General features: G+C 38.4%; 28 protein-coding genes. 22 read left to right on the top strand and 6 right to left on the bottom strand.

All coding sequences use genetic code 11. From position 1 onward, the window contains the following. The 22 genes from C233_RS0119215 to C233_RS0119110 all read left to right on the top strand — a co-directional run. A partial coding sequence (locus C233_RS0119215; protein WP_018669151.1) for a DUF3871 family protein occupies positions 1-992 on the top strand: 992 nt, incomplete at its 5' end. A gap of 99 nt (positions 993-1,091) precedes the next feature. Next, on the top strand, positions 1,092-1,376 hold the full coding sequence (locus C233_RS0119210) for a hypothetical protein (RefSeq protein ID WP_018669150.1): 285 nt from the start codon (positions 1,092-1,094) through the stop codon (positions 1,374-1,376). A 97-nt stretch (positions 1,377-1,473) separates the two neighbouring features. Then, complete coding sequence (locus C233_RS0119205) at positions 1,474-3,075, top strand: hypothetical protein (protein ID WP_018669149.1); 1,602 nt, start codon at positions 1,474-1,476, stop codon at positions 3,073-3,075. Beyond that, on the top strand, positions 3,044-3,994 hold the full coding sequence (locus C233_RS0119200) for a zinc-binding metallopeptidase family protein (protein WP_018669148.1): 951 nt from the start codon (positions 3,044-3,046) through the stop codon (positions 3,992-3,994). The genes C233_RS0119205 and C233_RS0119200 overlap by 32 nt, the downstream gene beginning before the upstream one ends. 199 nt (positions 3,995-4,193) lie before the next feature. Further along, a complete protein-coding gene (locus tag C233_RS0119195) occupies positions 4,194-4,874 on the top strand; it encodes a recombinase family protein (RefSeq protein WP_018669147.1) in 681 nt (226 codons plus the stop codon). A 9-nt stretch (positions 4,875-4,883) separates the two neighbouring features. Further along, positions 4,884-5,126, top strand: coding sequence for a hypothetical protein (locus C233_RS0119190; protein WP_018669146.1), 243 nt, complete (start codon positions 4,884-4,886; stop codon positions 5,124-5,126). An 806-nt stretch (positions 5,127-5,932) separates the two neighbouring features. Beyond that, positions 5,933-6,850 (top strand): glycine zipper family protein, encoded by a 918-nt coding sequence (locus C233_RS22925; protein ID WP_018669145.1) that lies wholly within the window; start codon positions 5,933-5,935, stop codon positions 6,848-6,850. Positions 6,851-6,873: 23 nt separating this feature from the next. Next, the gene (locus C233_RS0119180; RefSeq protein ID WP_244149085.1) at positions 6,874-9,108 is read left to right on the top strand and encodes an Hsp70 family protein; all 2,235 of its coding nucleotides are present in this window, start codon (positions 6,874-6,876) and stop codon (positions 9,106-9,108) included. Between the two features lie 4 nt (positions 9,109-9,112). Continuing rightward, positions 9,113-11,896, top strand: a complete 2,784-nt coding sequence (locus C233_RS0119175) for an ATP-binding protein (RefSeq protein WP_034778606.1) — start codon at positions 9,113-9,115, stop codon at positions 11,894-11,896. A gap of 6 nt (positions 11,897-11,902) precedes the next feature. Beyond that, positions 11,903-12,712: a hypothetical protein gene (locus tag C233_RS0119170; protein WP_018669142.1), complete on the top strand. Its 810-nt coding sequence runs from the start codon at positions 11,903-11,905 to the stop codon at positions 12,710-12,712. Continuing rightward, a complete protein-coding gene (locus tag C233_RS0119165) occupies positions 12,712-12,999 on the top strand; it encodes a hypothetical protein (RefSeq protein ID WP_167321142.1) in 288 nt (95 codons plus the stop codon). The genes C233_RS0119170 and C233_RS0119165 overlap by 1 nt, the downstream gene beginning before the upstream one ends. Beyond that, complete coding sequence (locus C233_RS0119160) at positions 12,996-13,292, top strand: hypothetical protein (protein WP_018669140.1); 297 nt, start codon at positions 12,996-12,998, stop codon at positions 13,290-13,292. The genes C233_RS0119165 and C233_RS0119160 overlap by 4 nt, the downstream gene beginning before the upstream one ends. 12 nt (positions 13,293-13,304) lie before the next feature. After that, entirely contained in the window at positions 13,305-14,153 is an 849-nt protein-coding gene (locus tag C233_RS0119155; protein WP_018669139.1) for a WYL domain-containing protein, read from the top strand. Positions 14,154-14,218: 65 nt separating this feature from the next. Next, on the top strand, positions 14,219-14,971 hold the full coding sequence (locus tag C233_RS0119150) for a YaaW family protein (protein ID WP_018669138.1): 753 nt from the start codon (positions 14,219-14,221) through the stop codon (positions 14,969-14,971). 807 nt (positions 14,972-15,778) lie between these two features. Continuing rightward, positions 15,779-16,516, top strand: a complete 738-nt coding sequence (locus C233_RS0119145; RefSeq protein ID WP_018669137.1) for an ATP-grasp domain-containing protein — start codon at positions 15,779-15,781, stop codon at positions 16,514-16,516. A gap of 134 nt (positions 16,517-16,650) precedes the next feature. Next, complete coding sequence (locus tag C233_RS0119140; RefSeq protein ID WP_018669136.1) at positions 16,651-17,532, top strand: hypothetical protein; 882 nt, start codon at positions 16,651-16,653, stop codon at positions 17,530-17,532. A gap of 33 nt (positions 17,533-17,565) precedes the next feature. Continuing rightward, positions 17,566-18,147 (top strand): FtsZ/tubulin family protein, encoded by a 582-nt coding sequence (locus tag C233_RS0119135; RefSeq protein WP_018669135.1) that lies wholly within the window; start codon positions 17,566-17,568, stop codon positions 18,145-18,147. Positions 18,148-18,254: 107 nt separating this feature from the next. Further along, positions 18,255-18,581 (top strand): hypothetical protein, encoded by a 327-nt coding sequence (locus C233_RS0119130; RefSeq protein ID WP_018669134.1) that lies wholly within the window; start codon positions 18,255-18,257, stop codon positions 18,579-18,581. Then, entirely contained in the window at positions 18,578-19,012 is a 435-nt protein-coding gene (locus C233_RS0119125; protein ID WP_018669133.1) for a hypothetical protein, read from the top strand. Before C233_RS0119130 ends, C233_RS0119125 begins: the two co-directional genes overlap by 4 nt. A gap of 4 nt (positions 19,013-19,016) precedes the next feature. Beyond that, positions 19,017-19,730: a hypothetical protein gene (locus C233_RS0119120; RefSeq protein ID WP_018669132.1), complete on the top strand. Its 714-nt coding sequence runs from the start codon at positions 19,017-19,019 to the stop codon at positions 19,728-19,730. Between the two features lie 26 nt (positions 19,731-19,756). Continuing rightward, positions 19,757-20,332 carry a TRM11 family methyltransferase gene (locus C233_RS0119115; protein WP_025069212.1) on the top strand — a complete coding sequence of 192 codons (576 nt, stop codon included), beginning with the start codon at positions 19,757-19,759 and terminating at the stop codon, positions 20,330-20,332. A gap of 112 nt (positions 20,333-20,444) precedes the next feature. Then, on the top strand, positions 20,445-21,281 hold the full coding sequence (locus C233_RS0119110) for a DNA-deoxyinosine glycosylase (protein ID WP_018669130.1): 837 nt from the start codon (positions 20,445-20,447) through the stop codon (positions 21,279-21,281). Between the two features lie 50 nt (positions 21,282-21,331). On the opposite strand, the gene C233_RS0119105 is transcribed toward C233_RS0119110, so the two are convergent. The 6 genes from C233_RS0119105 to C233_RS22920 form a co-directional block, all read right to left on the bottom strand. Next, a complete protein-coding gene (locus tag C233_RS0119105) occupies positions 21,332-22,483 on the bottom strand; it encodes a DNA primase family protein (protein WP_244149084.1) in 1,152 nt (383 codons plus the stop codon). Positions 22,484-22,487: 4 nt separating this feature from the next. Then, positions 22,488-23,435 carry a BT4734/BF3469 family protein gene (locus C233_RS0119100; RefSeq protein WP_018665969.1) on the bottom strand — a complete coding sequence of 316 codons (948 nt, stop codon included), beginning with the start codon at positions 23,433-23,435 and terminating at the stop codon, positions 22,488-22,490. A gap of 224 nt (positions 23,436-23,659) precedes the next feature. Next, positions 23,660-25,132 carry a DNA primase family protein gene (locus tag C233_RS0119095; RefSeq protein ID WP_018665968.1) on the bottom strand — a complete coding sequence of 491 codons (1,473 nt, stop codon included), beginning with the start codon at positions 25,130-25,132 and terminating at the stop codon, positions 23,660-23,662. Between the two features lie 65 nt (positions 25,133-25,197). Then, on the bottom strand, positions 25,198-25,947 hold the full coding sequence (locus C233_RS0119090; RefSeq protein ID WP_026314705.1) for a phage Gp37/Gp68 family protein: 750 nt from the start codon (positions 25,945-25,947) through the stop codon (positions 25,198-25,200). Then, positions 25,940-26,086 carry a hypothetical protein gene (locus tag C233_RS24295; RefSeq protein ID WP_154656048.1) on the bottom strand — a complete coding sequence of 49 codons (147 nt, stop codon included), beginning with the start codon at positions 26,084-26,086 and terminating at the stop codon, positions 25,940-25,942. Before C233_RS24295 ends, C233_RS0119090 begins: the two co-directional genes overlap by 8 nt. A 59-nt stretch (positions 26,087-26,145) precedes the next feature. After that, on the bottom strand, positions 26,146-26,856 hold a 711-nt coding region (locus tag C233_RS22920), incomplete at its 5' end, for a hypothetical protein (protein ID WP_018665966.1).

The raw sequence follows: 26,856 nt of genomic DNA, 5'->3' as shown, positions 1-26,856 counted from the left end.
GGACAATCGGAATGGTAACAGGAATGACGGATGCAATCAATGTTGAAGATGCCGTAATCGTATCGGAAGAAGAACATCCTAATTTCATCGAATCAAACACTTCGGGTATCACACTTGAAGAACTTGAAAGGAACTGTATCGTACCAAGTTTCAGTGACAACCAGCTAACAATTAGTCACCAGGCATTTATTCACCAGGTAGAGGATGCCGCAAGAGTATATTTTGCAGGCGAGAACTTCGGGAACACGGAAATCAGAGTGTCACATAAAATCTTAGGACGTGTACCGGGTGCATTAACCAAGAAAAAAGAAGAGCTTAAACCGGAGGACGAGACTGTCTATTATCAGCGAATGGCTTTTTGCTTTCATATCAGAACCATGAGCAGAAAAATGAATGGTGAGGAGGTACATCTTTGCATCGGCGGCGTTAGAAGTCTGAATGAAGAAAACTTATACGCCCGAAAATCACCCGAGAAATTCAAGATATTCATCGGTTGGCGTGTGCGTGTATGCAGCAACCTTATGTTGACAAATGACGGACTGACCGGAAGGCTGGAGGTAATGAGTGATGCGGATATCTACAGTTCGGCACTCAGCCTGTTTCAAGATTTCAATCCGGAGCAGAATCTCAGGTTACTTGAAGGCTTAGGAAGAACAATGATTTCACAGGAACAGTTCTGTCAGATAATAGGACGTTTGAGACTGTACCAGGTCTTGCCGACGTCCGGGCTTAAAGAACTGCCAAAAGTTATCCTGGGCGATTCGAATATCAATGCGGCAACGAAAGGCTACATAGAGAATCCTAATTTCGGACTACGTGGCAGAGACAAGATTTCCTGCTGGGATTTGATGCAGCTTCTTAATGATGCAGCCAAGCAATCCTATATTGACAAGTTCCTGGAGAGAAACCGGAACTGCACTGATTTTGCAGCCGGTATCCAGAGGGCCTTGAACGGTGATGATACAGAGAATTATGGCTGGTTTCTGAGTTAGACCGGAAAACAAACCAACTCACAAGGGAGAAAGATCTGAATATGACAAACATGGTCTTTCTCCCTTTTTTTGTTGAACCTATTTAAAACCTGTAAGAACATGAACGGAGAATATTTGAATGAAAACAGTAAAGAGTTCAAGGCTGCCAAAGAACTGGAACATGCCCTGAACGACGATGGGTGGAATGAAAAGAGATTCGCTTTGGCGGTGACTACATTCCACAGGACCTTACAACAGACCTTGTTCAGAAGCATGGTTGAAGTGATTGAAATTATGGGAAGTGAGGATTACAGATATGACCTGAGGAACAAGGCTTCGCATGAGATATGTCAAAAGATAGTGGAATCGGGAGTTCTGGAGGACGAGACGATACCATTCATCTGAAACGGTTGAAACATACCGACTGATATTCCGAGGAGGGATATTTCCGACTGAAAGGAAGTATCCCTCCTTTTTTATTTAATTTAAAATACAGAAGATTATGTTATACTATGATTTTTGTGGTTACGAAGGTTTCAAGGCATATTTCGGCCTTGAAAAGAGGGAGAACGGTACAGCGGTAAGGAAGAACAGGATACTGCTGGGACATCTGAAAAGCCCCGCGCTGCTCAGATATTGCAGGGAACACGACGACTATACCCTGCTGCATATATATAATATGGCAGGCCTACAGAAAAAGGTGACGGATGCCGTCATCGAATCAGGGAAGAAGGATGAAGGACTGCCTTATAAGGTGGAGCTGATAGGCACGGCCTATTGGTCCTCCAGGTATCGGACTGATGAAGCCAGGGGCGTATGCGAGGATCTGGACAGGAATTCAATCCGCTATATCAACATTGAACGCAACCGGATTTTCAAGATGAGGGCAGGAAAGTTCATGAGGGAGCTCATCCTTGAAACGGAGATAGGGAAACTGCTCTCTCCATGTGTTGTAAACTGGATTTCAGGAGATGTATTCACCCAAAACTGGTGCACTTATACCTATGGTCATGTCCCCGATATGGAACTGCATGTCGATGATGCGTTCCGGAGAATCTATGACAGCAGTTGTTGCAGGGGGGATTTCGGCTCATGTATGACGGATAAGGGCAGGACCTCGTTCTATGAGGATTCGGTAAAAGCCAAGGCGGCCTATATAACCGACAGGGACGGGCTGGTTGTGGCACGGGCGGTTCTGTTTACCGAGGTCACGGACCAGGACGGCAGGAAATGGAGGCTGCTTGAAAGGCAATACTCCTCGGACGGCAATGACGTGCTGAAACGTCTGCTTGTGGACAAACTTATCAAGGGGGATTATATAGACGGCTATAAGATTGTAGGAGCCTCCTGTCAGGAATCCAACGCGTTCGTGGATATTCATGGCAATCCGTTAGCGGACAGGAGGTTTGAGACAGAGTGCTGTCTGGAAGAGTGGGATACACTTTCCTATCAGGATTCCTTCAAATGGTACAGCTACAGCATGAACAAGGCCTACAACTATCATAACCCCTGTTGTTCGCATAATCTCGATACTACGGACCTGAACCTTTACGGTGATACGGATGATGACGAATGGGACGATTACCACCAGTACTACTGTTACGAAACAAGGTCCTGCTACCGGAATGGAAGGGAAATCCGGGTGGATGTGAATAACATGGATGATTTCGTATGGGTAGAATCCAGAGGGGAATATTACCATGAGGACGATTGTGTCTGCTGTGATGAATGCCAGACGGATATATTGACGGACGATGCGGAATACTCGGAGATGACAGAGGAATACTATTGTTGCAGGGAGTGCATGGAGAAAGCCGAAGGGGAATTCAAACGGAAAAATTGGATTTACTCGGAGTATGACGGTGAATGGTACGAGGATTACACCGATATAACCCGAATCCATATCTGGAATGAATCGGAAGGTTTCTATGAGGATAAAAGCATCAATGTGTATACGTTATGCAGGTTATTGGAAAATAAGGAGGCATGGGAATTCGGTGAGGAGGTATTCGACAGGGTAAATCCGGCCACCAATCTTCCATACGGTTATGAACTTGAAAAAGAGACGGGCCATGAACATGCAATTGTTGAAGAGGCTGTATAGTATCTACAGCCCGAGCGGAAAGGAGCAGAGGATGATAAGATTCCTCTGTTCCTATATCAGACAGCTTCCCGGAAACATATCGGTCTCAAAGGACAGGTTCGGGAACCTGTATGTGGTAAAGGGAAAATCAGAGACGTATCCTTGTCTGGTGAGCCATATCGACCAGGTATCACACTGCAACCATTCAGGGGATTTCAAGGCAGTGGAAACCAGAGATATTATATTCGGTTATTCGCCGGGGAACAGAAGGTTTGAGAATCTGGGCGCCGACGACAAGAACGGGGTTTTCATCTGCCTGGAATGCCTGAAAAAGTATGATTCCATCAAAGTGGCCTTTTTCAGGGAGGAGGAAACCGGATGTCGGGGCAGTTCGGAAGCGGTAATGTCCTTCTTTGATGATGTAAGATTCATCGTCCAGCCTGACCGGAAAGGGAACTCTGATCTGATTACGGCTATAGGCTATTCGGAGTTGTGTTCCGGAGGGTTCATCGAAGCGATAGAACCTGAGAAATGGAATTATAAGGAAGAAAGCGGGTTGATGACCGATCTCCTGGCCTTGAAGGAGAACGGGCTTGGGGTTTCCTGTATTAACGTTTCGTGTGGTTATTATAATGCCCATACTGATGAGGAGATCACGGTGAAGAAAGACCTGCTGAAATGCCTGCTGTTCGTCGGACATATCATAGAGGATTGTACGGACGTCTATCCTCATGTCCCAACGGACTCTTATGATAATTCTTATGAGTTCGAGGATGAGATTTATGATATACTTGCCAATAACCCCGGCCTTACTCCTGAAGACCTTTATGACATGTATTCCACTAATTTCCCCTGTCTGAAACCGGAGGATTATGAAAGGATATGTGAGGATTACCGGATGTTCTGGAGCGAGGATGAGGAGGAGACACTGTATTTATGAAAAGAGGGTTTCTGATACATATAAGATAATAAGGTATTAGTACTTCTCCGGGAAATCGGGATATGTGATGACAGGCTTTCTGTGGGAGAGTAGAATTTATAAGAACTCGAAATCTCATAGGAAGCCTTTTTTATGAATCAAGTTCCATAGATTAGACGTTCATCTAACCTGTGGAACTATTGTTAAAAAATGAATAACAATGAGGAATGACAATCAATATGTGGCTTATCTTAGAGTAAGTACACAAAAACAGGGATATTCAGGATTAGGACTTGATGCGCAGAGGGAGATAATACAGAAACATCTCCATAACAAAATTCCGATTGCTGAATATGTTGAAATAGAATCGGGTCGAAAGAAAGACAGGCCAAAACTTACTGAGGCGTTGAAATTTTGCAGGAAAACAGAAGCCATACTGATAGTCGCCAAACTGGACCGGCTGGCAAGAAACGTTTCCTTCTTATCAAGCCTTCTGGAAAGCGATGTGGAAATAGTATTCTGCGATTTTCCACAAGCGAACAAGATGGTGCTGCATATCCTGTCCGCGATTTCACAATACGAAGCGGAATTGATAGCGACAAGAACCCGGTCAGCACTACAGGCCAAAAAAGTAAGAGGGTTCAGTCTGGGTAATCCTGAACATTTGATGGATAAACATGAGCAGGCCATTCAAAACAGCATCAGGACTTGTAAGCAGAAAGCGGACAATAACCCTAATAATACGAGAGCTGTTGCAATGCTCCGTACATTAATCAAGGAGAACCATACATTGAAGGAGATAGCGGATATTCTGAACAGGGAGGGATTTGTTACTTCCCAAGGATGCAGTTTCTCCAAATCAACTGTATATAAACTGATCAAAAGGTATAACTTAAAATGAATTTGAATTATGGAACCGCAGTATGTTTTAATTTTAGATTTCTGTACCGGAATTTTGAATATCATAAAGCTTACGGATGAAGAACTGGGAGAATCGGAGAGATATGATGATTTCGAATCTTTTCTCTCGACAATCGAAGAAAAATATGGATTTAGGCTCAATGACTGTCAATGGATGACTACCGGGAATTTAGACGTTTACTGTTATCAAAATGGAGAAGAGGCAGAATATGCCGAACTGGTACGGCAATAATTTTGTAGATATATGAATTGACTGTAGCAGAATAAAAGTAATAAAGAGAAACTGAGGTAATACTTGGTTTCTCTTTTTTTGTTTTGTTAGGTATAAGGGTTAGTCGGAGACAAAGGTATGGAACGTAGTGGAATGTGATACATAACTTTCTTTAGAAAGATGGAAGTGTTATAAAAAAGTCTGCAAATGAGTGCAAAATGCTTAAAGAATAGTGATTATAGATATTTTTTTATAACATTTATCCTTCGGTTATGTACTATACTCATACTTCATATAGGCTTCTATCTCCGATTAACCGATACAAGAATATAAAATAGAGAGAAGCATAGTATAAGAGTAAAAGTATCAATTCTATTATGCTAAAAGTTAACCATTCAATGATATTTTCTTAATTTTACCGTCTCTGAAAGTGTTGTTTGCCTTATTATTGAAGAAATAATACTCAAAATAAGAGCGTAATATTGAACGAAAAACGTATATTTGCATTGTCTGATCGGAGAAATGGTCAGACTTAACATAGAAAGCGTTTTTGCTTTTGTCCTGCAACTGAAATCGCCAATTTCAAAAAACAGAAGGATGAAAGACAATATTACGCTCATTTCTGTTTGTATATGTTCCTGATATAGCCAATGTTGTATCAATAAACATATCATACGGCGTGGGAGTATTGTTTCTTCATATTCATTTCTGTATGGCGTTTGGCGATGCCTAGTTGCGATGAATAGCAGACAAGTCCTCACGCCTTTTTTGTATAGTTAAATCTAATGCTGAATTCCGAGGACTTATAGGCGCATAATATTTTTGTTATGGCTTTACAATCACTCACGGCTGTTTTTGATAGTAATCAGGCTGTATTAAAAGAAAAATTACAAGGATTGAGGCTTCCATCAGATGCATCTCATATTCAAGACATCCTTAACAATTATTTGAATGAAATGTTTGATAATGAAGGTGAGTTTCGTCAGGGACTTACACAATCGGAAGATTATATCCTCCAGGCAGCACTCTCACTACTGAACGCACAGCAATCTATTACTAAAGAAATTACTCCAAATGTTGTTCTTCAAGAACCGGTAGCCAAGTTACAATCATCAACTCAAAAAGGTTTGAAAAAAGAGCAATATCCTATAACTTTGGCTGGTACTGCCATAGGTAGTGGAATAGGTGGTGCGTTATTAGGTACATGGGGAGCTGTATTTGGAGCTATTGCAGGCACGGCAATTGTCTTGTATTATGCTTCTACTGAATCCAAATCTACTTCTAAGATGATTCCTGCTACCATTGAAAAACCTAAAATAGTACAATCCCAATTGGATGTCGATTTATTTCTTTCTATAATAAAGAGTATTTGTGAAAGTGTGGATTCTTTAATTGACACATTTAGGGTGCAAATCAATAAGGTAGTACATAAGTATGAAAGCCAAGAAAAACCAACTATAGAAAGAGAGTATCGCTTTCTATTGGAAGGCATACAATCATTAATAGGATATAAACGTGCTCATAGTGAGGATGAAAAGTTCATACGAAAAATTCAAGAGCGTATAGAAGATATGGGTGAATTGTTGGAAAATTACAATTTAACCGTTGAAAACTATACAGAAGAGCATGAATCTTGGTTTGATATTATTGAAGACTCCAATGTAACGGTATTGACACAAGTATTTCCTGCAATTGTAAAAGATAACCATGCGGTATTAAAAGGAAGAGTTTTTATGCCAAATTAAAAAAACAATTAGGAGATATAAGTATGAGTTTAAGAGAATGTATTCTACAGATTATATCAGAATGTTCATCACGTTCACGTTTGAATGAAGGTTGTAGTGTAGGATTTGCAGGATTGAATCAGTACAAACTGCAACAAGACATTTATTCCTTTTTCCATTCTAATGCAGGTCTGTCTCGAATTAAATTCGACTCTTCAATGACTATAAGTCAGGTTGCAAGTTATATAGAACAAAATTTACCTGATGATGCTATAAGTTATTTACAATCTAACGCTCAGGCTGAAAATGAGTACAACTATTCTTATTCAGAATCTGAGCACTTTGATGATAAGCAAATGATAAATATGAAAAATCGAAAGTATGAATATATAATCGGTATAGATTTAGGACATGGTGAAACCTCTGCGGCTATTTGTCCTTTGCAATGGGATACGCCCGTTGAGCAATTAGATCCAGCCAAAGATCTTGAGATGGGTGGAAATAAAAAAGTAATTCCTTCTGCAATCACAGTTTTGGATAATGGAACTGCTTATATTGGAGATTCCGCATTTAATCCAGAAATATTGAAACAGGCAGATGTCAATGTATGTTTTAAAAAGGCTCCCAAAGATATCAACGGAAAAGCAGAAAAATTGATGATACGCTATATGCAAGAAGTATATCGCCGTATTCGTGAAAATAACTCAGCAATGTTGACTGATAACAACCATTTGGTTTATATTGCAACGCCTTCCGGTTGGGATAAAGTTACGCAGAATTTATATCTGCAAATGGCAAAACAAGCGGGACTTCCTATTGCGGGATTAACAAAGGAATCCAGAGCAGCTTTCGTTCGTGCCCAGCACGATGTAACATCCGGAATAGGGAAATATGTGGAAAAAGGAGCAATAGTATTTGATATGGGTTCAAGCACATTGGATTTTACCTATATGAATTCTGGTAATAAGTTGATAGATCACGGCTATGATTGCGGAGCTTCATTTATTGAAAAAACAATTTTTAAGCAATGCGAAGATAGTGATTCTGTTATTCACCGTTTTGAAGATAAATATCCTCGATTAGTGCTATTCCTCCTTTTTGAGGCAAGAAAAATAAAAGAGCAAATTTATTTTGATCCCTCCTTAAAAGTAAAAAAGACTATCAACTTTGAAGACTTTATAGATGATGAAGATTTTGAAGATGACCGTTTTAAAATGATATTTCAACCTGGAGAATTGAACGCTTTATTGGAACGGGTCGGTTATCTAAAAAAACTTGAAGATGCTGCCCGTGATTTTATTGTAAATCATACTAATAACGCCCAAATATACGGCGTATTTCTTACAGGTGGAGCTTCCCGTATGGACTTTATTAAGCCTTTGGTAAGTCGCTGTTGGAATATTCCTGAATCCCAAATATATAGAGATCAAGATCCTTCTTTGACTATTTCCCAAGGAGTGGCAGAAGTAGCCCGCATGGATTTGCGAACAGAAGGTATGGATGAGGGGTTGGAAGAAACTATAAATAGGCTGCAAAATGCTGATACGATTTACGATACTTTTGTTGAAAAATTCGGCTATGCTTTATGGGATCGCATAACAGATGAGGTCGGTGGAACTGTAACTGCATTTAGAGATGCAGATGAAGATTACTCCCTTGTTGATTTACAAAATGCAATCGCAAATAATGTCCAAGAGGGTATAAAAGAAATAATTCCCAATATATCTTCTTATATGCAAGAAGCCATATCGGAGAATACACAGGAAATTCAACAGAAAGTAGAAAATATCATATCTCATTATTCCAATCAAGGTATTAATATACCAAAACCAAGTTTGAATATAAACACATTGAATACTGGGAATATTAATTTAGATAGCATATTACATTCTATATCAGAGAAAATTGCTTCAGAAAGTGGAAATTGGGCAGGAGCCATCACCGGAGCTGCTGTTGGTGGAGCAATAGCTTTATTATTAGGCGGACCTTTGGCGTGGATTGTCGGTGGAGCCGCTTTTCTGGGGCAGATGTTCTTTGGTAAATCAGAAGAAGAAAAAAAACAAGAGGCTATGCAAAAGGAACTGGATAAAGATGGCAGAGCCAAAGTGTTTGATTCAATCAGTGAAAAATGGGAAGAAATTCAAGAGGACATTCGTCAGTCAATTTATAAATCTATTTCACGAAATAAAGTCATAAAGCAATCTATCAATCAGACTACTTATCAATTGTTGCAGAGTTATAAAGAGAGCTTGAAAAAGGCACGGATCTTAATTGATTAAAAATATGGAAAATCAGTTACAAACATTAGAACCTGCGGCTAAAGTATTAGCAGCCACAGCATTGTCCCAATCGCTGTCTTTTTGTACAGAACGCAAATATTTGGAAAAGATTGGGGATAAAAGTTTGAATGACATCTTTTCATTGGAAGCAATTCCCTGTACTTTAAGGGAGGAGGCTACATGGATTGAAATCAGACAAATAGGAAAACCGCTGGAGAAATCTGCTGAGAGTTGTTTTACCGCTATACAAAAGATTCTGTATTCATGTTTCTTGCCAAAAGAAACCCAATTGTTATTTCTAATTGTAGGCAACGGGGTAGAAACCCAATTGTATTTGGGACTACGTGCTATGGGAGAGAATATACATTCCAAGAGTATAGTCAAATATTTAAATGAATTTATAAAAGGTACATGGCCGGGATTGCAAACCTTGGTAGTTTCGGAAGCAGATGAAAATCTGGTGAGGTTTAAGAAAGATGTCTCTGATGAAGTTTTTGAGAATATCTATGCTTTGACCGGAATTCCGTCTATGGAAGGGCAATATAAAAACCTATATCCTGCTACGATAGATAAGCTCATGGCTGGTATGAGCAAAAGCAAGCATTATGCCTATTTGGTAGTAGCAGACCCTATTGAACCGAATGATGCGGATGCTATGCTTTATCAGTGTAGAGAAATGAATGGACAGGCAGAATCCTTAAAATCAATGAATGTAACTGAGAGTTTATCCAGGGGTACATCTAATTCCCATTCGACTTCTGATAGCTATACACAAGGAACAAGTGAGAGTACTCAGAAACGGGATTTTTCAAAACTTGGAAGATTAGCCTTAAAAGCAACAGGATTAGGATTGGCTGCATCCGTATTTCCGGCAGCAGGCTCTTTGTTGGAAGGATTGTCTGATGCGACAGGAGCTTTATTACCTACAGCAGCAAACATGTTGGGTGCCACTGTTGGTTTAGCAGGAATAGGTAATATCTTAACCGGAACAGCACCATCTAAAACAATAGGCACATCTGAATCTACTACTAAAGGAACTACTGATACTTATGGTACTAACGAAAGCCAATCCCAAAGCCTAAGCCGAAATATAGTAAATAAACATATTGAGGCTGTGTCAGAACATTTGTTCTATCATTCCAAACGATTGGAGACGGGAAAGGCTATCGGGTTATGGAAAGTTGGGACTTATCTGATGGCAGAAAAGAAATCGGATATACAAGGAGCGGCTTTACAGTTGCGTTCCATATTAAGCGGGCAGGAATCTATTTTTGAGCCAATCCGTATTCATGACATATCTAATATACTGGATGAAGAAGATGGTATTGACAATAAAACTTTGCGAGAAATGAGTTTGGGACATTTGAGTGCACCGACTCTGATGATAAATACCCGGAATGGAAAACGTTTTGATCATCCGTTGGGAGAACACTATAAAGAGTTAAGAACAGTTCTTACCACGAAAGAATTATCTTATCTTATCAATTTTCCCCTTCGTTCTGTTCCCGGAATAAGTGTGATTGACAGTTCACCGGAATTTAGCTTGAACCAATTTGAAACAATAGCAGGGGAAAGTACAATTGACTTCGGAAAGTTCCTATATGGTGGCTCTGAAACAGAAATTCTTTATAAACTTCCTGTAAGTTTATTGGCTAAACATACTCTGCTGTCCGGGATTAATGGGATTGGCAAAACAAACACGGTACAAGCCATTTTAAACAAGCTTTCTGGAAATATTCCATTTCTAGTTATTGAGCCTGCAAAAACAGAATACGTAGATTGGGCTATTGAGTATAACAAACAGCACCCTGATAGTCCCATATCCATATTTATTCCCGGATGTAAATCTTACAAAGACAAGACGAATAGGCAGGATATAAAGATAACTCCTCTGAAACTTAATCCTTTTGAAATAGTTTGGTTGGATAAAGAGCAGGAACCTAACGTACTAACCCATATAGATCGTCTGAAATCAACATTTGCAGCAGCATTTCCAATGTATGACATTTTGCCTGTGCTGATGGAAGACCTTATTTATACAATATATCAAAACAACACAACGGATTGGTTGTTGAAAAAGACTGTATTCGGTAAGACACTTCCTCCAACATTGAACAGTATGAGTCTTGCTGTTGATGAGGTTATTGGTAACAGACAGTATGAGGAGCGTGTGGAGCGTAATATGAAAGCTTGTCTTAATACACGTATTGACAGCTTGAAACGTGGTTGGAAAGGTGAGATGCTAAATACTATGCACTCCACTTCTTGGAATGAAGTGTTTGAAAAACCATGTGTTATCAATCTTTCTTATGTGGGAGATGATACGGATAAATCATTCTTCATGGCATTGATTTTGCAATTCCTTTATGAATATTGTACAGCTAAAGCTGAATTAGGGCTGATTGACTTTAATGATAACGGTTGCAAACATCTGACGGTGATTGAAGAAGCACATCGGGTTATGATGAAATGTGATAATCCGGAGCTTCCCCAATATAAATCGGCAATGATGTTTAGTAATATGCTTTCAGAAATACGTGCTTATGGTGAGGGTATGTTTCTTGTAGATCAGATTCCAACTCGTCTGATTCCTGATGCAATAAAAAATACTAATATAAAAATAACCCATCGTCTTGTTGCGGAAGATGATTGCAAGGCTGTGGGAGAATCTATGGGAATAAATGAGGAACAACGTAAGATTATTCCAAAGCTTTTAGTAGGGCAATGTATTATTTCAACAGCATTATCTCCTGATAAGCATTGGATTAAAATAGCGAAAGTCAAATGATTGAATATGATAGAAGAATGTAATGATATAAAAGAAGTTCCTGATTTAGCTGGAATGGAGAATGCATTTGAATTGGGTAAACTGCAAGCTGAATATCTGAAGGAGTTAAATATTCCTTCAGATGTTTGGGAAGGTATGACTAAAGAAGGTCAATCCCAACAATTAGGTTTGATATTGGAACGTTTCAATGAGATTAATACTCCTCAAAACATTAATAGAGAAGTCCTTTTCTCCGAAATATATTCTTCAGGAATAATGGAAGCCTATAAACAGTTGGAAGCACCACAAGATTATATCCAAATAGAACGAATCTCCGATGTGTTTTCTGAATGCAAGGAATTGAGATACGAAAATTGGCAAAGTCTAGAATTGTCGGAAAAAGTTGAGGTATTAAATGATTTAGAACAGGAAATTGCAGAAATAGAACATAGGCAGGCATGTCCTATTAGAGCATTGGATATGCCGTCGCACCAATTTGGAGGATATAGTCCCGATTCCAAAACTATTAATATTAATGCATCTTATATTGAAAGTTCCGGTTATGACCGTAATATGTTCAGGGAAGTATTAGATACATTGGTTCATGAAGGAAGACATGCTTATCAGGATTATAATGTGAATGTTTGCGAAATACATCCTCGTCATAGTGAAGTCGCAAGTTGGGCTGAAACAATGGAAGGTGGAAAATGGGGGTATCATGGTGATACAAGTACATTTCTTGGTTTGCGTCTTTATGAACAGCAATCCATAGAAATAGATGCACGTAATTTTGCAATGGATGTATTGGACAAGTTTGAACAAAAACAGATGGTATGATGGAAAAAGATTATATATATAATGTCTTGTTGAAAAGAGGATACAATACCTATACTTCCCAATTAGCCGCGGAAGATTTGTCGCAATTGAGTAAGCCTCTTAGTGACTATCTCTTACGTTGGCTCAGCGATGAATCTTGTAGAGAAGATTTTGTAACCCTTGGTTATTCTATTTCTCAATTACAAGCAGAGCGACAGATGAATTATCCGGCTGCTTTATTGACTATGGATTGGTTAATCAAGGAACCTGAAAAAGCTATTGAGAGTTTAAAACATATAATCAAATGAATGATTTGGTATCATTTGAATATATATGTAATAATTGTTATCACAAATTTCATATAAAGAAAACTGATATGTCGGCATTTATTTTAACTCCCAAAGTAAACATTCCATTAAATGGTGGGATGAAGATTGAAAAAGGACAAACTTTCATTGTAAACTTGCCTTTTGGACATTTGCCGTTTGATTCAATTGATAGTAAAAACCGAGTGACAAAAATTTTAGAACTACAAGGGTTTGATATTAAAGGACATGAGAGTATATTGAGTGGAGGCTATTTTGATTTTAAAAAGATATAATATTAATATCTTATGAAGCAAAAAATAGAAAAATGTCTGTTTATCATTAGCCAATTAATGAATGGTGGAAGATCTTTAAAGGAACTGAATGATCGATGGATTTCTTCCGAATATTTTGATAAAGAAATTACACCCAAATCATTTGGCAGATATAAAAATGAAATTGCCGAAATATTTAAAATAGACATAGACTATAATAAAACGCAACTTTGTTATGAGATATGTGATGTGGAAAGCATAAGAAAGAATAAATTGTATTCTTATTTGTTGTCTGCATATCATGTTCATAGTTTGTCTTTGCTATCCACGAAGCACAAAGATAAAATTCTTTTGCCAGAACCTCCGGATGGAGCTAAATACTTGTCTATTATATTGGAAGCTCTAGATCGGAAGCAGAAAATTATGCTTCATAAAAAGACTGCATCATATATGATAACTCCGTGTTTTTTGAAAGTATGGGATAATCGTTGGTATTTAATTGCCCATATTGAAAAAGAAGAGGATGCTACATTTATAAGTTTGGATACAGTCGATGATTTGAAGTTGATTGATAAATATTATAGTGAAAATCCAAACTATTTTTATGGGCAAATAGAAAATGGATATAGTCAAGCCGAACAGATTATTGTGCGATATTCTCCTTCACTTATTGATAGGATTATAAAATTCCCGTTTCATTCTTCACAAAAGAATATGGGTGAAGGTGTTTTCTGTTATGAAATAGCTTTGACAGACGAACTTTACAGTAATTTGTTGGCGTTAGGAGAAAATTTTGAAGTCTTATCCCCTTTATGTGTAAGGATGGAGATTGGGCGTATTGCCAAAATGATTTATAAAAAAAACAAACCTAATATTTCTTAGCCGATAGGACAACTTCTGTCTTATCGGCTGTTTTTCTTTGTGGCATAATTTTAAAATTTGTACTTATGAAAATTGTAGATGAAGACTTGAAATTCCTTTCATCATGCCGCAATGATGATTTGAGAGTACTTACAGATTATTTGACAACAGACAAAGACGGCAAGTATCGTTGGTGTGAAGAGCTTACTAAATCACAGGTATATCAAGACTGCTATCCTGATAAATTGGCTATGATGTGGAGCGATATAGCTCACGAATTACAGAAGTTTGGAGGAAATACGATTTTGAACGCTGTACGTGGGCATGGAATTCCTTATCGTGAAATATTGATAGATGTGTGCAAACACATGAAAGTTAATTTCAACAAGAACGCTGCGATAGAACTGATAGAAGATTCCTTGTTGCGTACAGTTGCAGAAAAAGCTATTGAAGGAATGTCTATAGAAGACATGGAAGAGCTAATTAAATCAGCAAATATAAAAACAGCAAGTTATTCAAAAGAGGCAATGGTTGCAGCATTACAGGTCGCAATACGCATGGGTGGCTTTGCCCCATATAAAATAGCCGTAATTGTAGCGAATGGGGTTTGTCGGGCCTTGTTAGGACGTGGATTGTCATTAGCAATGAATGCTGGACTTACGAGATATATGGCTGTTTTTGCAGGGCCGATAGGATGGCTTATTACTGTTATTTGGACAGCAGCAGATTTGGCTGGACCTGCTTATCGAGTAACGATTCCTTGTTGCATTCAAATTGCTTTCATGAGAAAAATGTCTAGTCTAACAATAGAAGAGCAAAAACTACTTTGTATTTTATGAGATAAAGTAAAATAGTTATTTTTTATATGTAATCGGGGAAATTGTACAAAACGTTGGTTGTCTATTGATGAAATTTTGATACAATTTCTTTATTATACACAGATTATTATGCTCAGAGGAAAAACTATTTTCAGGTGTACTAAATGTGGTAAAATTTTCGTAGCTTCCGATTTAGAATACTGTGCTACCACTTTTTCTAGTCCCCAACCTTGTAAACGATGTGGGAGTATTAGAACTTTGCCTATTTATCATATACTGTTTACATCGTTTTACAAAAAGATTTGGAAAGATATGGAAAAGGGGAAAAATGAATCTTAAAAATATTAGTTGATTATGCTGACGTGTGGCATTAACAGAAAAAGTCCGCATATTAGAATAGTAAGCCAACACGAATGTCTATATTAAATTATAGAATAGGTAAACTTATGATTCAGTAAGGAATAAACTAAAATTAAGAAAGGAAAATATTATGTATACTGAAAAAGCATATACTTTTATATGTGATAATTGTGGACATATATTTGAAAAATTGATTGGAGAAAGGAGGGCCTATCTGTAAGCTCTTCGTAGATCCGCAAAAATGTCCAGAATGTGGCAGTTTTCATACGATGCCAAAGGATGGTTATTTACTTTTTGATAGAACTTACTATGAAAAAATTTGGCTGGAAGAAGATAAAAACAGGCAATCATAATGTCACTTGTTAACCAGGCTTGCAGGTAATCCGAAGAGTTGTGAAGAATAGAGAAGTATGAGCCACACAAAAAAACAAAAGGGAATGGTGGTATTTTTTACTAGCTTTTAAAACAATGAGAGCATTTATACAATGTGATTTTACCGGGCATCCCTGCAATTCAAACGCATTCGTGGCATTTGATGGTTTGCGGGCAATGGGTTATGAATGTATCTTCTTTCAAAAATATGAAGAGCTTATAGAGCATAATCATAGTAAAGAAGAACTCATAGTCAGTGGTATTGGGATGATTAAACGGAGGCTAAAAGACTTTGGTATTGATTGTATTTCAATAAATTATCCTAAAGAATTAAGTGGATATCTTGGAAGAAATATATGGAAATCAACCATTAATGAAATAGCGAATACTTCCACTATATGGCCTGTGTTTGTCAAATCAGTTGAAGGGAAAAAACTGTCAGGAAGAATTGTTAATAGTATTCATGATTTAGTGGGGTGTGGATGCTGTAGTGATAATTATGAAGTATTATGTAGTAATCCGGTTGATTTTATTGCAGAATGGAGAGTGTTTGTCAGGTATAAAAAAATACTCGATGTCAGACCCTATAAAGGTGACTGGAAAGCACATTATGATTCCAATGTGATTGAAAATGCAATAAAGTCATATACAACTGCACCCAATGCGTATGGTATTGATTTCGGAGTTACTTCAGATGGTAAAACGCTATTGGTTGAAGTAAACGAAGGATATGCTCTCGGATGTTATGGTCTGTTTCCGCATCTATATGCTAAATTTATCATCACTCGATGGGCTGAACTAACAAGTACATTTGATGAGTATTGGTATATTTAATGGTCTGAGATAACTATCAGGTAAACATCGTGGTTAGTAGTTAGGAAAGCGATAGTCTGATGCTCCTTTTCCCTCTATATTATCAGTTTTATATAAAACATAGGAATAATGAGAATAGATAAAGAATATCAAAAATGAAAGCAAATTGGATGGATAATATCATGTTAGGTATATTAGGCGTTGGAATAATATTGTTTGGTCCGCTTATAGTTACTTATGAATGTTTAAAGTGGTGTTCTGTAAAAGTTTACAACCTATCGCTTCAAAAGACAAAGCAGGAATCTCTAACAGAATACGACTTTGATATAGACGGATTTGATATTTCCATGTATTTGCTAGGTCTCGTAATGTTGATATGTAGTCCGTTTATTGCTATTTATTATATTTTAAAATGGATGTATGCCTGTATGCCGTGGGAAATCGCAAGAAGGATAAAACGTAACAAAGAAATTCATGAACTGGAAGAAAGATTGGGACTTAAAGGAAGAAATAGCAGGACACGGTACTATGACGCTTATTATTATAAAAATCAAGATAGTGATAGAGTGGATTACTTGAATAATTTGAGGAAAAAGCTTGTTGATGGTTATAAAAGTCCGGATATAATAATTGCAGCAGAAAGAATAAAGGATCATTCATGCTTATCAGAAAGGTTTAATGCTCGTTATAATGCATTGCTTTTAGCCGGTAAGGAATATTATAACATTCCTAAAGACGAAATAGAATCCTTACGAAAAAGGCGAAATATATTTTTAATGTGTGGACGTGAGGATTATTATAATAATCCAAAGCTTTTGTTGAATGCGGACATTTATTTTGAGGAGAAATGGCATGGTGAAATAAAAACTTTCTCGGAATGTGGTAATTATCAAGATTATTATTGCATCCAAATTCCAGGAAAATTTGCATTTCGGGAAATAAAAGATGGAAATAGTAAAATAATAAATTTTGTGAAGCAATTTAAACAAGAGTGTGGTGGAAAAGATGTGTGTAAAGACTGTATAGGATTATGTTAAACTAAAAAAATAATTAACAAGGAGGTAAAAAACATGAAAGGTACAATTATTTCTATTGGAACTGGGGCATCAGATATTACAGAATCGGCTGTATTTGAAAACTTCGGATTTGAACTGCATTATTTTCTGATAAATAGAAAAATGCTAATAAAAAAAGAAGAAATTTCTATTGAAAATATTATCAACCATATCCAGAAGAATGCTCAAAAGATTATTCTCTTTTCCACTTTAGGTGGAACTTGTAACGAATATATTCCACAGATAACGGATGCTTTAGTGAAAAATCACTTGAAATATGATGCGGTTGTAACACTGCCATTTTTATTTGAAGGAAAACAGAAACAAGATATAGCGTTGAAGAGTATCTATAATATTATCGAATCATGTAATTCAATCTCTATATTTAATAATGAAAAATTACATAATTGCGGCCTGGAATTAACAGTTGTAGAAGCTTTCAAGTGGATGGATAAGCAAATAGTAGAGCTGGTAGAACAAATTATGGAAGATAAATTAGTAGAAAATTTACAAAATAATAAGTTGCTTCCCCTTGCCTTAATTTGCAATTCAAATTTTAAGAAATTTGTTAACGAATTAATAAACAAAACGCACTAGGACATAAATCTTAGTGCGTTTCTTTTTTCTCCTTATCTCCAAATCGCTTTTTCGCCATTCTCACCAGCTCAGATCCTAATATTTGAAACATAAAGATATTAAATTCTATGTTTGAAAATATTATAAACCGAATATTAGGAGCTGAATTAAAATCTGCAACTTCTAATCGCTTGGAAACTGCTGCTCCAAGTGTTACCGAAAAAAAAGACAGCAAACCAATCCCTGACAAATATGAGAAAGACGTTGAAGCTCTCCGAAACAAATATGGAGCTGCTTTTAAAACTGGACTCTGCATTGAACTAACTCTCCAAGAAGCCTTATCAATCATGCCGAGAGAAAGGAGAAGAATTGATGCTTATGCAGGACTTATATCTTATCTAAAAAGAGAACAGGGAATTACACTAACCATTAAATCACAAAAAACTAAACTATGAAAAATTATTTTATTGCAAACGGTGAAGTCTTAAACACCGATATGAGCATTGAAGATATTGAAATGCAAGTACAAAATAGTCTTGATGAAACCACTTCCGGGATGGCTATTTTCAAAATTAAAAGTATCAGTGAGAAAGAAGTAAGAATGGTCTTTTTCCGGGACTTTATGCAGGATCCAAATGAACCGATAATTTTTGATACAGATATGTCTCTAATCACCGGACTAGACATTACTGCTTTTCAACCTTTATCTATTGGTGGATATCCGTTACTTTTTCCATTGAATTTTGCTGGTAAGAATTTTTACACCGATATAACCTGTTTCATAAGATTCTATAAACTGTTACTATTCATGATGATGGAACAGAAAATAGAAGATTTCAGAATCAGGCCCTATTCTGACAGGATTTTAATGCAGATAATATTCTAGCCTTATGAATGTTCTGATAGCTTGTGAGGAAAGTCAGGCTGTTTGTCTGGCTTTCAGAAGATTAGGTCATAACGCTTTCAGTTGTGACCTTCAGGAGTGTAGCGGCGGACATCCGGAGTATCATTTCAAAGGGGATATGTTCGATGTGATAGCCAACCGTGGTGGAACTCTGGAAAATGGAACCAAATATTTTCTTGATGCCAACTGGGATTTGGTTATAGCCCATCCACCGTGTACATTCTTAGCTGTTTCAGGAGCTAGATGGTATTATCACCCGGACGACAAGAACCTACCAATAGACCAGAGAAGACCACATCCGAAGTTCCCTGACAGAGCAAGAGACCGTGAAGAAGCAGTCAGTTTTTTCATGGATGTTTCAAAGATTGGAGTGGATAAATTAGCTATAGAAAATCCGGTCGGCATTATGAGCAGCCGATGGAGAAAGCCGGATCAGATAATAGAGCCTTGGATGTTCGGTCATGAAGCGAGTAAGAAAACTTGTTTGTGGTTGAAAAACTTACCCCTCCTGACACCTACAAATATAGTCAGCAAAGGTGATGTTTATATAGCAAAGAGTGGAAATAAGTCCCCCAAATGGTTTACTGATATATTTTTCTCGGGTGTATCAGCGGAGGAGAGAAGAAAACTGAGGAGCAAGACCTTCCCTGGAATAGCAGATGCAATGGCTGATCAATGGGGTGGAAAGATGGTAGCGTAGATAATAATAAATATAACCGATTAACTATGAAAACAATATATACAACCATCGGAGCATCCAATCATTCCGATACAATCAGAGAGGAACATGACTTTTATGCGACATTCCCCGAAGCCATAGACAGGTTGTTTGAAGTGGAAACATTTTCAGATACTATATGGGAACCTGCCTGTGGAATGGGACACTTATCTGAAAGGATGATAAAGCTAGGTAAAACTGTCTATTCGACTGACCTGATAAACCGGGGGTATGGTACCGGTGACGTTGATTTTCTGAAAGCTGTTGAAAATCATTATGGAGACATCATTACCAACCCGCCTTACAAGATTGCGTTGGAATTCATAAAGAAGGCCCTGGAAATATCCGAAGAAGGAACCAGGATAGCCATGTTCCTGAAACTTACATTCCTGGAGGGGAAAAGGCGTAAACCATTCTTTCAAAGTAACCCGCCAAGAAGAATCCATGTTTTTTCTTCCCGTGCTGTTGTAGCCAAAGGTGGAGATTTTACAACTTTCCAAGCAAAAGAAAATGCAATCGCCTATGCCTGGTTTGTCTGGGAAAAGGGATACAAGGGAGAAAACGTAGTGGACTGGATAAATTGAACGGATAGTGCATATTTTGTTAAAGTCGTTATACTGCAAAAAGTATGGCGACTTTCTTTTTCTCGAATGAATTAGTTTTTCTTTCTTTGTAAGAAAGATAAAATTCAAGATTATGACAATGGAGGAATTACAAAAGGCTATAGAACTGCAATATCAGAGTAAAGGCATTGCAAGATGTAGATATAACGCTCTTAATAAAGTATTCACTTTTCTGAAAGATTGTAACTTCAAAGATAATACAGTTTTCCAGGATAAAAGCAAGGAAGAACTGAAAGCTGACTATGCCCAATATTGGAATAAAAGACTTAATGATGCAGAGAACCAGGCCATCAATGACATCTATAATTATATTAATGTAAACTCCCATTTCATTACTATAGAAAAGGTTAAAAAAAAGAATGACACTCCTGAAAACAATCCTCAGGTTAAGTATAAAACAGGACTATCTGCATGGGCAGGAAATTCACCTAAAGTATTGGTCTTAGGAACGATGCCGGGAGATAGATCTCTACAAGAACAAGCCTATTATTGTGATACGGCACATAATTCGTTCTGGAAAATTATGTATTCAATCTTTAGAGAAGAGAACGGTATGTCTAATTATGATTTTATCACTTCTCAGAACATAGCCTTATGGGATTGTGTACAGAGCGGAATAAGAAAAGGAAGTACAGATGATGGATATGATATTAATTCTCTTACCCCTAATGACATACAATCCTTTCTGAAAGAATATCCGAGTATAAAAACGATTATCTTGAATGGCAAAGGGAGAGGAAGCAAAAAACATCCTTCAACAGCCTTCCTTTTCAATCTTTTTTTTAGTACAATAGATTTTGATGGAGAAATCATATCACTTTCTTCAACGTCCAATACCTGTAGTCTTACTTTTGAGGAGAAGCTGGAAGAATGGTCGATAATTTCGGAGCTTGTAAAACTAATGAAATAAAAATAAGGGAGACCGGACAATTAAGTTCAGCCTCCCTTTAATCTTTCTTATTACTTAAATCCATCAGGCAGGATCAGATTCACCTTTTTCCGTATTCCACTACCATAACGATATTCTTCCAGTTGTTTCTGACATAAGGAAGATTCTGTAAAACCGGATTGAGCTATTAACCGTCTCCTTCCTTCAAGTACCCAGTTCATGATGCCGGGCAGTTCAGTGGAGGCTATTTTTTCTGCCAGTTTCGGGTCGACTTCCGACTTGGGAATCTGGATATTGAAAGGTATAATAAGAAACCTCCTGAAATATCCGTTCGATTTGTCATTGGTCTTTGGAAGCTCATTCAGGCAGAAAATCATCTTGGCATAGTCTGTCAGTGTCGCCACATCCTTATATAACAACCTGGTACTGATCGGTTCTCCACTTGCGATACGTTTGAATATATCTCCTGAAAAAGCGTTGGGGGCAACATCAGAACAGGTATTCAACAGTTTCCCTGACAGGTTAGCCCTGCTTCTGTCTCCATTCCCGCCACACATATCCGATAAGGATTCATGGGAAATATTCTCTTTACCCAGGAGAGACTCGACAATATCAACGAACACGGACTTGCCATTCCGTCCTGAACCATAGAGAAAAAGACACTTCTCCAGTTTCAGGGAGGTAAAAATCCAACCTGTATATTCAGCCAGCACCTTCTGAGTATCCTTGTCCGGCAACACTCTGTCCAGGTACTTCATAAACAGCTGACACGTGGCGTCAGGATCATAATTATAAGGAAGAACATACCTGAAATAGTCCTGATATGAATGCCGCATCAGATTCCCGGTTTTAAGCTCAAGCGTACCGTTGAGGAAATTTATCTTCTCCTTGTCCTGTCCCGTTGTCAGGCCCATGACCGTATATGGAAACTGCTTGAACAATCCTTCTACGGTTTCCCTTTGCGAAGCTTTGATTTTATTTCCGGACATCTTTTCATAGGCATATTTAAGAAAGACTTTCAGGTCAAAATCCTCAATCCTTACCCAATATGTTCCGGTGTAACAATAGACACACTGGTCCTCAAAAGTCTGGAACGGATGATTGATACCTATTGCTGTCTGTTGTATATCGTTACAAACCTTAACAATACCGTCCTTTGTATCCGGAATACTTTCTAGGGAAATAGAATTAATTACATTCCGTAATAAACGTCTGTAGTTCATGATTTTAAAGTTTTCTATATTTACTGCCGATTTTACCTTTCCCGTCCACCCACTCATAAGCCTTCCTGACTTCACGTCCCAGTTCTGCTTCAGGAAAATCAGGAGCTATATATTCTTTCAAATTCGCATAAGCAATGCTCTCTGATAATCCCCACTCAGCAAGTTCCCTGGCTCTTTTGAAGGTCGAGTCATGTCTTCTTCCAGGAGTCATTGGGTATCTATAGAATCCACCTTCCAGAAAATTTATGATCCTATCAATCTCACCGGGGGAACCGCTTTTGAATTCCAACGGTTCTATTGGGTTAGCCGAAGAAGGAGGAGGAAGAGACAGGGAACCGGGGTTTCTGACCGTCCATACTTTGCTGTTCCGATTCAGATAAAGGTCGGGATCACTGCTGAGAAAACACGCCCTTGATATCCCTTTGCAATTCTCATCCCAGAACGGAGAGTTATAATAATCCCTCAAAGCATCAAGATATTCATTATGACTTGTATTATCAATATTATCGGCAACACGGACAAGAACCTTATATCCCCTGCCGGAAGGAGAAAGGAATGCGGCATAGGTATATGGATCTTTTATCAGCATATTCCGGACATCAGACAGCTCTTGAACCGGTATCCTGTCGAAATCAATGACGACAAGACCGGAAGGAGTGATAAGGGCATCATTACAGAATCTTCCGAATGTTCCGGCAAAAAGACAGATTGGCAGTTTCTCTTTAAGTTCAGAATACTTTGGATGATCACTGGCATGGAAAGCTCTCATCGTATCAATCCCGGCTTTCAACTTTTCCTGCCTGATAATATCCAATACCAGATCAATATCAACATGGTTCGGAGGATATTCCATGACTCTAAATCTTTTCATACCGGTCAGAGGGGTAATATATTCCTCACTGTAAGGCTTTTGTTTAAATACTGTTACTTCAGTTTTTTTATCTGCTTCCATACTTTAAATATTAATTGGTAAGTATTTTATCTTTCCTCTTCCCTCCCTCAAGAGCGGAAAAGGAGCGGAAGCGGGGCGGGGAAACTATAAAACCTGTTTTTTGATTAATTTTTGAACAGATAAAATTGAAAAAGTTATAAAAAAACATCATTTCCGACCTGTTTCCCCGCTTTTCCCCGACATTACCGCTCTCTCCTTCTTGAGGTGGGAAAGAAAAGAAGGTTTTAAGAATCAAAAGGAGTGGATGGAGGGACAACAGAAGGAACGGACTTCGTTATACCGACCTTTGCAGCCTTTTTATCCTTCTCCTCGATTGTATATCCTTCATCTTTCAGCTTACTCTTCATATTTACCTTTGACTCGGAACGAAGACTGTTAGCCTTGCAGTAATCCTTGTATTCATTATAGAGGTCTCCCAGTTTCACGAATTTATCAGTGCAAGGGATATAATTCTTGTTAGTCAGGAACATGGCAACGCTGTCTGTATCTTCCTTATATTCCTGATCCATAGCTTCGATAGTGGGAGAATGACTGAGTTTCTTTCCATTTCTGATAAACTGTTGCAGACCTTCAATAGCCCATAACAGGATACCGGGGAGTTCAGACCGAAGTTTCTTGGCAAGCTCCGGGTCAGCCTTGTCCCTGCTTATCTTTACATTAAAAGGAATCATCAGCAGTCTCCTTCGGAAACCATAGGAGCTGTCTGAGCTTGTCGGAATGGAGTTGCAGTTGAAGGCCAGCCTTGCATATCCTTTCACCATTTCCGGTTCCTGATACAGTCTTCTGGCTTCAACAGGTTCCCCGCTGGCCAGTTGTTTGAAGATACCGTTACCCCATATCTTACCGTTGAAATCACTGCTGTAGTTCAGAAGCTTGTTCTTAATCATGATCCGGGAGTAACCTTTATCGTCACATAGGGAATTAATGTTATACGAACTGACATTCTCTTCTCCCAATACAGCCATTATCGTTTCGAAGAATACACTTTTTCCGTTTGCTCCGGTTCCGATACAGCATAAGACCTTTTCCAGTTTTATATCAGAATTAAGACAACAGCCGACAAACTCCTTCAATACTTGTCTGACATCCGGTTGGGGCAATACTTCCTCCAGGAACTTATGGAACATGGGACAAGTTGCTTTGGGATCATACTCATAAGGAAGGACATAGAAGAAATAATCATCAGCCGAATGCTCCTGCTCCTTCACACTTCCATCATCACTGAGAATAAGGCTCTTGTTGCCCAGATTGATCTTTATCACACCCTGTTCCCGTTCGACCGGGTTATAGAGAGAGTAGCAGGCCTGTTCATAGAGCTTATTCGCTATCCTGACATTCATGGCGGTGTATTTGTCCACTCCCATTTTCTTCAGGGCCTCACCAAAGAAGTGTTTCAATTCAAGTTCGGGTATAACCTCCCAATACACCTTATTATATATGTATGCGGTTCTGTCCTGATTGATCGCCAGACCATAACCTGTCTTTTTAGCAGTCTCCTTCACCTTTTCGGAAATAAGGACAGACCTGATCTCATCGGTAATCTGAATGGAATAAATCTTATCCTGCAACAGCTTTTTCACATCCGGATCGCTCTCTTTCTCACATCTGTCATACAAGTCCGAGGCATAAGCTTTCTTGAAGTCCGTTTTGTACAGTACGGAAAGGATCTCTTCCAGTATTTCTTTCTGTCTCTTCATTATATTTTTTTATAAATGAAGCTGAACCCATGAAAAGGCCCCAGCTTCATTGGTTAATTACTCACTTATGGATTTATCTTTCTTGGGATAGGATAAGCATGATATTCTTTGCCGTCCAGCAGGCATCCGTTCTCTTTGGCACTGCGTTTTACACCATCAGCCCCCCAAGTACCCCATTGCTTGAAAAAGAAGGCTACACCCGGAGTTGCATCACATTGGGATTTGATGTTCAGAATCCAGTCCTTTTCCACTTTTCTTGCCCTGTTTCCCGATTCACCACCAACGATAACCCAGTCTATTCCTGAGAAATCCAGTGTACCCAAATCTTCCAGCAGAGGTTCACAGCTTAGGAACCGTACCGGAGCATCCAGTTTTTTCAGGTAATCAATACGGCTTTTCACCGTCCTGTTCTCCACTGTCACACCGAGCCAGACATTTTCAGGAATGGTGCGGATTGAAAAATACCCGTACATCCTGTCAGCCCGTTTAGTCAGGATTTGGAATGTATGCCGGGGACACTGACCGACGACTTCCATAACTTTGTCTATAAAGTCAAAAGGGATGTCTTTATGGAAGAGGTCGCCCATGCTTGCCACGAACACAAGTTTTTTACCTTTCCATCCGAATGGCTCGTTCAAGCATTCAGGATGTATGGCCGGAGTAAAGCCGTTCTGATATTTGGTCTGCCCCATCGCTTTCAGACGTCCGGCCATTACTCTTGCATAGCAATTCCTGCATCCTTCACTGATTGGGCTACAACCACTTACAGGATTCCAGGTGGTTTCAGTCCAGGAGATTTTACTGTTACTACTCATTATTTCTTGTCTTTTTTAAATTTATTATTGATATCCTCCTGTTTTTAAGTCCCTTACATCTTATGCCCGGGATATTTTCAGGCATAAGAAGGACTATGGCAGAAAACACTGAGTTTCCTGTCAGGACAAGTCTTTCCATAAATCATTGATTATTTTAAAAGTAAGCAGGCGCCTATACTTACTTTATTCAAGGTCTGGCTAAAATCCACAGCGTTGATATATTCCCTCTTCCGTGATAGGCTCGTGAAGATAAGGATGGGATTCTAAATATTCTGTTGGATAGTATGTTTCTATTCCATACTCATCTCTCTCCTTACAATTTCCCTCTGCAATCAGCTCATAAGTGGCATCAACCCCGTGAAACAATGCCCGTATTTCTGATTTCTTCACTTTCGTTGATATGACGATATAATCATCTTTCAGGGAATGGGCAATAAACGCTGCTTTCCTCAAATCCAAAGACCACTTCCAATCAAAGCCGGGATCCCATTCTTCATTGTCAGACACTTCCATGTCTCTAAGGGGAACTGCTTTGTAAATAGTGACTTCTGATGGCAGATTACCCAGTTCCTTCTGCTCCAGTTCAGTCATCAGCAATCTGTTGTCTATATAGCAATTCAACAACTCTGTAGCTCTCACATCAGGAGCACTGAACAACCATGAGAACTTGAACAGGGAACGTACCTCCTCATCATGGAAAGGATAGTTCTGGATAAGCCAACAGAAAACATCCCAGCGGTAATAGTTGTACATTCCTTTTAGCTGTTCAATCACAAAAGAACAGGTCAGGTTCTTTGGATCTTTCAGTTTTTCTTCCATTTCCGAACGATATTCCAAGTAAACACTATTGTCTGTCGGTTCAAATGGATCAGTAGTCAAGAATCTGGTTACTTTTTTCTTTGATTTCAT

The sequence above is a fragment of the Bacteroides gallinarum DSM 18171 = JCM 13658 genome (assembly GCF_000374365.1).
Classification (GTDB): domain Bacteria; phylum Bacteroidota; class Bacteroidia; order Bacteroidales; family Bacteroidaceae; genus Bacteroides; species Bacteroides gallinarum.
Note: the sequence above shows the minus strand (reverse complement) of the source record. Positions and strands in the feature narration are given on the sequence as shown.

Coding starts and splice junctions, on each gene's coding strand:
- C233_RS0119155 (WP_018669139.1), top strand. CDS start 13,305: ATGAAGCAAAAAATAGAAAAATGTCTGTTTATCATTAGCCAATTAATG.
- C233_RS0119120 (WP_018669132.1), top strand. CDS start 19,017: ATGAATGTTCTGATAGCTTGTGAGGAAAGTCAGGCTGTTTGTCTGGCT.
- C233_RS0119130 (WP_018669134.1), top strand. CDS start 18,255: ATGTTTGAAAATATTATAAACCGAATATTAGGAGCTGAATTAAAATCT.
- C233_RS0119095 (WP_018665968.1), bottom strand. CDS start 25,132: ATGAAGAGACAGAAAGAAATACTGGAAGAGATCCTTTCCGTACTGTAC.
- C233_RS0119180 (WP_244149085.1), top strand. CDS start 6,874: ATGAGTTTAAGAGAATGTATTCTACAGATTATATCAGAATGTTCATCA.
- C233_RS0119190 (WP_018669146.1), top strand. CDS start 4,884: ATGGAACCGCAGTATGTTTTAATTTTAGATTTCTGTACCGGAATTTTG.
- C233_RS0119135 (WP_018669135.1), top strand. CDS start 17,566: ATGAAAGGTACAATTATTTCTATTGGAACTGGGGCATCAGATATTACA.
- C233_RS0119210 (WP_018669150.1), top strand. CDS start 1,092: ATGAACGGAGAATATTTGAATGAAAACAGTAAAGAGTTCAAGGCTGCC.
- C233_RS0119090 (WP_026314705.1), bottom strand. CDS start 25,947: ATGAGTAGTAACAGTAAAATCTCCTGGACTGAAACCACCTGGAATCCT.
- C233_RS24295 (WP_154656048.1), bottom strand. CDS start 26,086: ATGGAAAGACTTGTCCTGACAGGAAACTCAGTGTTTTCTGCCATAGTC.
- C233_RS0119205 (WP_018669149.1), top strand. CDS start 1,474: ATGTTATACTATGATTTTTGTGGTTACGAAGGTTTCAAGGCATATTTC.
- C233_RS0119125 (WP_018669133.1), top strand. CDS start 18,578: ATGAAAAATTATTTTATTGCAAACGGTGAAGTCTTAAACACCGATATG.
- C233_RS22925 (WP_018669145.1), top strand. CDS start 5,933: ATGGCTTTACAATCACTCACGGCTGTTTTTGATAGTAATCAGGCTGTA.
- C233_RS0119140 (WP_018669136.1), top strand. CDS start 16,651: ATGAAAGCAAATTGGATGGATAATATCATGTTAGGTATATTAGGCGTT.
- C233_RS0119170 (WP_018669142.1), top strand. CDS start 11,903: ATGATAGAAGAATGTAATGATATAAAAGAAGTTCCTGATTTAGCTGGA.
- C233_RS0119165 (WP_167321142.1), top strand. CDS start 12,712: ATGGAAAAAGATTATATATATAATGTCTTGTTGAAAAGAGGATACAAT.
- C233_RS0119160 (WP_018669140.1), top strand. CDS start 12,996: ATGAATGATTTGGTATCATTTGAATATATATGTAATAATTGTTATCAC.
- C233_RS0119150 (WP_018669138.1), top strand. CDS start 14,219: ATGAAAATTGTAGATGAAGACTTGAAATTCCTTTCATCATGCCGCAAT.
- C233_RS0119100 (WP_018665969.1), bottom strand. CDS start 23,435: ATGGAAGCAGATAAAAAAACTGAAGTAACAGTATTTAAACAAAAGCCT.
- C233_RS0119145 (WP_018669137.1), top strand. CDS start 15,779: ATGAGAGCATTTATACAATGTGATTTTACCGGGCATCCCTGCAATTCA.
- C233_RS0119115 (WP_025069212.1), top strand. CDS start 19,757: ATGAAAACAATATATACAACCATCGGAGCATCCAATCATTCCGATACA.
- C233_RS0119105 (WP_244149084.1), bottom strand. CDS start 22,483: ATGAACTACAGACGTTTATTACGGAATGTAATTAATTCTATTTCCCTA.
- C233_RS0119195 (WP_018669147.1), top strand. CDS start 4,194: ATGAGGAATGACAATCAATATGTGGCTTATCTTAGAGTAAGTACACAA.
- C233_RS0119200 (WP_018669148.1), top strand. CDS start 3,044: ATGAACATGCAATTGTTGAAGAGGCTGTATAGTATCTACAGCCCGAGC.
- C233_RS0119110 (WP_018669130.1), top strand. CDS start 20,445: ATGACAATGGAGGAATTACAAAAGGCTATAGAACTGCAATATCAGAGT.
- C233_RS0119175 (WP_034778606.1), top strand. CDS start 9,113: ATGGAAAATCAGTTACAAACATTAGAACCTGCGGCTAAAGTATTAGCA.